The following is a 7,275-nucleotide window of genomic DNA, read 5'->3' on the forward strand; positions in this document are numbered from 1 at the left end:
TCTACTCGATTCCTGGCTTGGAACTCGTCGGGAGGGTACGCCTCCCGACGCTCATCCACAGGTTTCGAGCATTGCTCCGATCATGTTGTTGATGTCGAACGTCATCAGGGTGCAGGGCGGGATGTCCACGTTCAGATCGAAGAACCTGGGACCACTAGGCCAGCTCAGCAGGAAATCCGATGTGGCCTCGACAGACAACCGCTTAATTGGTACAGGTGCTCGGTTCTGCACGCGCACGTGTACCGGCGTCTTCGAATCCCATGGCTTCTCCCGGATCTGCCACGCGGCGACCCGCGATGCGAAGCGCTGGTCGTACCGCTGACGCTCCAGCCGTGTCATCTCCAACTGTGCCCGGTTGATCTCCTGCTGGTCGCGGTACGTCACTACAGCCACGACCAGCGCCGGCGCCGCCAGTACGACCCTTGCGGGACGGGCTTTACGCCGACCGGTGCCCCGCAGCGCATCGGCGGGTCACTTGGTGGTGATGCCGGCATCGTGGGCGAGGAGGGCCGCCTGCACCCGGTTGCCCAGGTCGAGACGGGTGAGGATGGCGCTGACGTGGCCTTTGACCGTGCCCTCGACGACGTTGAGGCGGTGGGCGATTTGGGCGTTGGACAGGCCTGCACCGAGTAAGGCCAGTACGTCGCGTTCGCGCTCGGTGAGTGTCTGCACCTGGGCGCGGGCCGTCGCGGCGCGGCTGAGCCCGCCATCGCGTAGCTTGCCGATCATCCGTGCGGCCATGGCCGGTGAGAGGTAGGCGCCGCCGGAGGCGACGGCGTGGACGCCCGCGATCAGCTCGCGGGGGTTGCCGGACTTGACCAGGAAGCCTCGGGCGCCGCCGTCGAGCGCGCGTGCCAGGTAGTCGTCCTCGCCGAACGTGGTCAGGATCGCGACGCCGGTCGTGGGCATCGCGCGGACGATCTCGGCGGCCGCGGCGAGGCCGTCGAGGCGGGGCATGCGGATATCTAGCAGGGCGACGTCGGGGCGGTGCGCGAGGGTCAGCTCGACGGCTTCGCGCCCGTCGCCGGCTTCGGCGACCACTTCGATGTCGGTGTCGGTGGCGAGGATGGCGCGGACACCGGCCCGGATCATCGCCTCGTCGTCGGCGAGCAGGATCCGGATCATGAGGCATCCGCGTGTGGCAGCCGTGCGATGACTTCGAACGTGTGACCGCGCGGACCGGCGCGGAGTGTGCCGCCGGCGAGGCGTACTCGTTCGTGCAGCCCGGTCAGGCCGGCGTGCCCGCCGGGCCCTGGACGGGCGCCGGGGGTGACCGGGTTGGTGACGGTGACGGTGGTCGTGCTGGCAACGGTGGCTAGGCACACCCGTACCGGCGCGCCGGGTGCGTGTTTCAGGGCGTTGGTGAGCCCCTCCTGGACGACGCGGTGGGCGGCCCGGCTGGTCCTCGGCGGCAGGTCACGGGGGCCGTCCCAGTCCAACGAGACCGCGACACCGGCCTCGATGGCGCGATCGACGAGGTCTTCGATGCGATCCGGGCCGGGGTGCAGCGGCACCGGCTCGCCGTCGCGCAGGACGGTGACGATCTCGGCGAGCCGTTCGGTGGCGAGTCCCGCGCCGGCTCGTAGGTCCGCCGCCGCGGCCCGGTGGCCGTCGTCGAGATCGGCCGCCAACTCCAGCGCGCCGGCGCGCAGGGCCAGCAGGGTCAGTTCGTGGCCAAGAGTGTCGTGCATGTCGTAGGCGATGCGGCTGCGTTCCTGGAGCCGAGCACGCTCGGCGGTGACCGCGACGAGCTCGGCCTGCTGGTGGAGAGCGCGCCCCAGAATCCACGGCAGCACCACCGTCACCCCGAGCAGCACTAGGGCGGAGAGCCACGCACTGCCATCGGCCAGGCCGAGCGGGATCGCGAGCGTCGCCCCCGCCACGAAGACGGCCAGCGCATGCGTCGTCCGCGGCATCTGGCGGCCGGCGAGCACGCTGATCACGAAGATCGTCGCACCGAGCGCGACGCTCCAGACCGGTACGGAATCACCCAACGCGAGCGCCATTGCCACGCTCGCCGCCGTACCCAGGGCGAGCGAGATGATCGGATACGTCCGCAGCAGCGCAACGCCGGTCACCGGCGCCAGCAGCGCCCCGGTCGACACCCACCACGGCAGCTGCTGATAGGACGTCGCGACGCCCGCGAGCAGCACGACGAGCGCGGAGAGCACCCACGGCGGGGCCGGACCCCGCCGCCACCAGCCGTCCCGGTCGCCTTTCATGGTCATCAACGCTACCGTGCCGTCGGACCGGTCGGCCGACGCCGCATCAGTGCCACCACCCGGGCGACGAGCGAGCCGGCGTTCATCGCCGCGGCCACGGCGCTCCACCCGACCAGCGCGGGCGCGGTGTACGCCACCTGGCGGAATGTGATGTCCCGGCCGCCGCCGACGATCGTGCCGAGCAGGTACGGCAGCGCCAGGAGTACCGCGACCGGCACCAGCCTGGGCAGCAGCCGCAGGATCGGCCGCCAGAGTGGCCGCTCACCGGCCCGCACCGCCCAGGCCGACGTGCGGCGCAACCTGCGTACGCCGAGCAGCACGCTCATCACCGTCAGCGCGGCCAGCACCAGGTCGACGATCAACCGGGTCGGCGCGGGGGGCGGGGCGGAGCGACCGTCCTGGACCAGGGCGGCGAGTTCGTCGGCCAGCTGGTCGGTGCCCCCGTTGGCGAGGCTGAAGCCGCTGTTGCCGAGCACCGCGATGCCGTATCCGGAGGGCAGTAGCAGCGCGCTCGCGGTGTAGGTGAACCAGATCCCGTTGTGGTGGACCCGGCCGTCGCTGTCGGCGTTCCAGCCCATCCCGTACGTCCATCGCCGGTCGGACGAGGTGTGCATGGCCGTCATGCTCTGCGCCGAGACCAGCCGGGTGCCGTCGGCCGCCGCGCCGGCGTTGCCCTGGACGACCAGCCACCGGGCCAGGTCCCGCGCCGTGGTGAGCACACCGTCGGAGCCGTTGACGAACCGTTTTGGCTCGGCGGCGGCGATCGACGCCCCGTAGGCGTATATGTGTCCCTGCCGCACGGTGTCCGGTAGATCGCGGGGGGTCAGGTCGATCGTGGTGCTGTCCGACATGCCGAGCGGTTCGAAGACGTGCCGGCGTAGGTAGCCGGCAAACGGCTCACCGGACACGACCTCCACCAGCCGGGCGGCGAGGTGATAGTTGGTGTTCGTGTATGCGTAACGCGTGCCGGGCTCGCTCGCCAAGGTCGCGGCGCGCGCCCGTACCGCGGCCGCCGCCAGCGAGTCGGGCTGCTGCAGGCTCTTCTCCCGCAGTGTGCGGTCGGTGATCCCGGACGTCTGGTTCAGCAACTGCCGCACGGTGATCCGCGCGCCGCGGGGATCGGCGACATGGAAGCCAGGCAGGTAGTCGCGCACCGGCGCGTCCAGCGTCACCTTCCCCGCCTCGACCAGCTGCATGACGGCGAGCGCCGTGAATGACTTGCTGAGCGAGGCGATAGGCATCGGCGTCGTCGCGGTCACGGCCGCGCCGGTCGCGTCACGCCCGTACCCCGCCGCGTGCAGCACCTGATCGCCCTTCGTGATCGCGACGGCGACACCCGGGTAGCCCGCCTTGGCGGTGAAGCCGTTAACCACGCGCTCGACCGAGCCACTGTCGATACCGTTCTGCGCGTACGCCGGACCGGGAACCACCTGCGCGGCGGGAACGGCCAGGCCCAGGATCAGCACGGATATCAGGCCACGTCGTCGGTGCTTGTTCTGCCACATAGCTGACCACGGTAGGAATCGGGGCGACCAGGTACAGGACCCGATCGACACCCCGCACCCCTGACCTTCGTCAGGGGATCTCCGTCCGGCTCGATGGGATGCCGGTCGGCTGCCTCGGCGACCTCGCTGCGCGCGTTGGCCGTACTCCGACATCGAATCAGACGTCGCCTACCGTTCGCTGCGTCTGCTGGACCGGTTTGAGGCGGAACGAGCCGGCGACCTTCGGCCGGTAAATCTCCTGGGTGGTGAGGTCCCACGGGATGCACCATCGTCCGCTGGGGTGCACATGGTGGACCTGACGGTCGGCATGGACAGCCGTTTCGCGCGGCTGGCCATGGAGGTCGCCCATCTCGACAAGCGCGAGCTGGAACACCTGCTGTGGGACCGGGTGCTTCACCGGGAACTGCTCCGATCAGGCAAGCCAGTCATCGTCGACAAGACGCCCACGAACCTGCTGCGGTGGCGACGAGTCGCCGATTGCTGGCCTGCCGCCCGATACATCTTTCTTCTGCGCCACCCTGTCCACGTCGTCGAGTCGGCGATCGCTGCACGGCCGCGCGCGACGCCGACCGACTCCACGGAGTTGGTCCATCTCTTCCTGACCCAGTTGGTCGAGGCGCGGCAGAGCCTGCCGGGGATGACGGTTCGCTACGAAGAGCTGACCGCAGATCCCGAGGCTGCGACCCGCCGGACATGTGACTACCTTGGTGTCCCGTGGGAGCCAACCATGATCGAGTACGGGCGGCAGGACCATGGGCCGTTCCTGCAGGGCATTGGCGATTTCACCGACCGTATCCGGGCCGGCCGGGTGCTACCCGGCCGACCCGCACCGACCCAGGCACAGACGCCCGAGGAACTGCGGTCGTTGTGCCGCGCTCTCGGGTACCTCTGATCACATGCGGTCTGGGGCGCCGATCCCCAGTAGGCCGAGGCCGCGGGCGAGCACTCGCGCGGTCAAGTCGCACAACGCCAGCCGGTTCTCGCGTACCTCCCCCTCGGCGCGCAGCACCGGGCACCGCTCGTAGAACGCCGTGAACGCCGTCGCAAGCCCATACAAGTACACCGCCAGCCGATGGAAATCCAGCGACTCCGCCACACCGGTGACCACGTCTTCGAAGGCGAGCAGCTCGATCGCCAACGCCCGCTCCGCAGGCTCGGACACGGTGATCGTGGCTAGGTCCCGAGCGGGCGTGACGCCGCCGCGCCGGAAGATCGACAGGATCCGAGCCCGGGCGTACTGCAGGTAAGGGGCGGTGTTGCCTTCGAAGGAGAGCATTCGCTTCCAGTCGAAGACGTAGTCCTTGTTCCGGTCGTTAGAAAGGTCGGCGTACTTCAATGCGCCGATGCCGACCATCCGAGCCACCTCAGCGCGCTCCGCCTCGTCAAGATCGGGGTTCTTCTCCTTGACAAGGGCCGCCGCCCGCGCCACGGCCTCGTCGATGAGGTCGACCAGCTTGACCGTGTCACCCGCCCGGGTGCGGAACATCTTCCCGTCAGGGCCTAGGACAGAGCCGAACCCAACGTGTTGCGCCCGGGCCGGCGGCCGCAACCAACCAGCCTCGCGGGCGACCTCGTAGACCATCTCGAAGTGTTGTCGCTGCGGCAGCCCCACCACGTAGAGCAGGCGGGTCGCCTCCAACTCCTGGGTGCGGTACCGGATCGCCGCAAGGTCCGTGGCACCGTAACCGAACCCACCGTCACGCTTCTGCACGATGAGCGGCAACGGCTCTCCCTCGCGGTTGGTGAACCCCGCCGGGAAGACGACCTTCGCGCCCTCGCTTTCCCGTAGCAGACCTAGCCGGTCCAACTCGCTGACAACCGGCTGCAGCATGTCGTTATAGAAGCTCTCGCCGAAGAAGTCCTTCTCTGTGAGGCATACGTCAAGCCGGTCGTAGACGGCCATGAAGTACTTCTCCGACGCGTCCACGAGCAGGTGCCACAGCCGAAGGGTCAGCTTGTCGCCACCCTGAAGCGCGACCACGCGCCGCCGGGCGCGTTCCTTGAACGCGTCGTCGGCGTCGAACTTGACACGGGCAGCCTTGTAGAACGAGTTGAGATCGCCGAGCGACAATTCATGGGCAGCCTCGGACTCGCCGATGTCGAGCAAGTGCTCGATCAACATGCCGAACGGGGTGCCCCAGTCACCGAGGTGGTTCGCCTTGATCACCCGGTGGCCAAGCCAGTCCAGCACCCGGACAGCCGCGTCCCCGATCACCGTGGAGCGCAGATGACCGACGTGCATCTCCTTCGCCACGTTGGGTGCCGAATAGTCGATCACAACCGTGTCGGGGCTGGCGACGAGCGGGACCCCTAGGCGTTCACCGCGGCTCATCTCAGCAAGCAGCGGCGCGAGGGCGCCCTCAGACACAGTGAGGTTGATGAATCCTGGCCCCGAGATCTCCACCGAGGCGCAAAGATCGTCGAGTTGGGCGTGGCGTACGACATCGGCGGCGATGTCACGGGGCTTGCGGCCCAGCTGGCGGGCGAGAGCCAGCGCGCCATCCGCCTGGAAATCCGCGTACTGCGATCGGTGGACGGTGGGGGGAGCTGGCGTGCCGGCCACGGCCTCGAACGCGGACGCGAGCCGATCATGGAGCAGCTTTTCCAGGGTCGCCATGGGAAGACAATCTAGTCCACGCCGCCCCACCGTCCGACGAATAACCCCGCCGGCAGAGAGGACCCCAAGCCGCGGGTGATGTCCACGCGTCACGGGGTGGCCACGTTGTGCTGGTCATCCGATACTGTTCGGCGTGTCACGGCCCCTCTGTATCCTCCTGCCCGAAATCGGCGTGATCAGCGAGACGTTCCTCCGCTGGGACGCCTGTGAATTGCTGCCCCGTGGGACCGTGGTGATCGCCGATCCGCCGCCGGGCGGCGCGTCGATCCGCCAACGCCCAGCATGGGACACCGATGGTCGTCCCACGCTCGCCCTCACTCCCATTCCTGGCGACCCTCCGCCTTCCCCGGAGCGAATGGCGGCGGTAGCCGACTTTCTGACCGAGCATCGGGTCGAGGTCGTCCTGGTGGAGTACCTCGACTTCGCCGATCGCTGGCTTGATGTCCTGTTAAAGCAGGGCGTGCGTGTCTGGCTGCGTGGTCACGGCGTGGACTTCTCGGCGCGGCTGAGGGAACAGCGGTGGCGCGAGGTCTACCGACGGTATGACCGGGTAGACGGCATCGTCGTACCAAGCCACGTCGCCGCCGAGGCTCTGGTGGCGCTTGGGCTTCCATCAGAAAAGATCCACGTCGTGCGGTACAGCGTTGATCTGCCGACGATCGCCGACGTCTCGAGAACAAACTCATCGGGGGAGGTCCGCTGTGTCGCTGTGGGACGGCTCGTACCGAAGAAGGCCCCTCTGCTCCTTCTTGAGTCGTTCCGCCGCGCGGCCACACGCAACCCTGCCATCGTCCTAGACCTGGTGGGCAACGGCCCATTGATGACGGACGTGCGGCGGTACGTCGATGAGCACGTCCTAGTACGGCAGCCGCCATTGGCGGTCTGACCTGGCAGGATGCGGTGGTGGGGCGTGCGAAGTGGACGCAGCCGC

The 7,275-nt window shown here is 68.5% G+C and carries 7 protein-coding genes; 2 read left to right on the plus strand and 5 right to left on the minus strand.

Annotated elements, in window-relative coordinates:
- Window positions 1–51: 51 nt before the first annotated feature.
- The 4 genes from FF096_RS25995 to FF096_RS26010 all read right to left on the minus strand — a co-directional run bounded on the left by FF096_RS25995 (window position 52) and on the right by FF096_RS26010 (window position 3,727).
- The gene (locus tag FF096_RS25995) at window positions 52–384 is read right to left on the minus strand and encodes a hypothetical protein (protein WP_155222187.1); all 333 of its coding nucleotides are present in this window, start codon (window positions 382–384) and stop codon (window positions 52–54) included.
- 87 nt (window positions 385–471) lie between these two features.
- Window positions 472–1,125: a response regulator transcription factor gene (locus FF096_RS26000; RefSeq protein ID WP_155222188.1), complete on the minus strand. Its 654-nt coding sequence runs from the start codon at window positions 1,123–1,125 to the stop codon at window positions 472–474.
- On the minus strand, window positions 1,122–2,228 hold the full coding sequence (locus tag FF096_RS26005) for a sensor histidine kinase (protein ID WP_155222189.1): 1,107 nt from the start codon (window positions 2,226–2,228) through the stop codon (window positions 1,122–1,124). Before FF096_RS26005 ends, FF096_RS26000 begins: the two co-directional genes overlap by 4 nt.
- 5 nt (window positions 2,229–2,233) lie before the next feature.
- Window positions 2,234–3,727 carry a serine hydrolase gene (locus tag FF096_RS26010; RefSeq protein WP_155222190.1) on the minus strand — a complete coding sequence of 498 codons (1,494 nt, stop codon included), beginning with the start codon at window positions 3,725–3,727 and terminating at the stop codon, window positions 2,234–2,236.
- 286 nt (window positions 3,728–4,013) lie between these two features.
- Between FF096_RS26010 and FF096_RS26015 the strand changes: the two genes are divergently transcribed.
- Window positions 4,014–4,619: a sulfotransferase gene (locus tag FF096_RS26015; protein WP_155222193.1), complete on the plus strand. Its 606-nt coding sequence runs from the start codon at window positions 4,014–4,016 to the stop codon at window positions 4,617–4,619.
- Here the strand turns inward: FF096_RS26015 and argS are convergent, their stop codons facing one another.
- Window positions 4,620–6,344 (minus strand): arginine--tRNA ligase, encoded by a 1,725-nt coding sequence (argS, locus tag FF096_RS26020; protein WP_155222191.1) that lies wholly within the window; start codon window positions 6,342–6,344, stop codon window positions 4,620–4,622.
- Window positions 6,345–6,477: 133 nt separating this feature from the next.
- Here argS and FF096_RS26025 point away from each other — a divergent pair, with 133 nt between their 5' ends.
- Complete coding sequence (locus tag FF096_RS26025) at window positions 6,478–7,230, plus strand: glycosyltransferase (protein ID WP_309223931.1); 753 nt, start codon at window positions 6,478–6,480, stop codon at window positions 7,228–7,230.
- Window positions 7,231–7,275 lie beyond the last annotated feature (45 nt).

The organism is Micromonospora sp. CP22, assembly GCF_009712475.1.
Taxonomy (GTDB): Bacteria; Actinomycetota; Actinomycetes; order Mycobacteriales; family Micromonosporaceae; genus Micromonospora.

What these genes read in the sequence shown, in the direction of transcription:
- FF096_RS26000 (WP_155222188.1), bottom strand. Translation starts at nt 1,125, where the DNA reads ATGATCCGGATCCTGCTCGCCGACGACGAGGCGATGATCCGGGCCGGT.
- argS (WP_155222191.1), bottom strand. Translation starts at nt 6,344, where the DNA reads ATGGCGACCCTGGAAAAGCTGCTCCATGATCGGCTCGCGTCCGCGTTC.
- FF096_RS26010 (WP_155222190.1), bottom strand. Translation starts at nt 3,727, where the DNA reads ATGTGGCAGAACAAGCACCGACGACGTGGCCTGATATCCGTGCTGATC.
- FF096_RS26005 (WP_155222189.1), bottom strand. Translation starts at nt 2,228, where the DNA reads ATGACCATGAAAGGCGACCGGGACGGCTGGTGGCGGCGGGGTCCGGCC.
- FF096_RS26015 (WP_155222193.1), top strand. Translation starts at nt 4,014, where the DNA reads ATGGTGGACCTGACGGTCGGCATGGACAGCCGTTTCGCGCGGCTGGCC.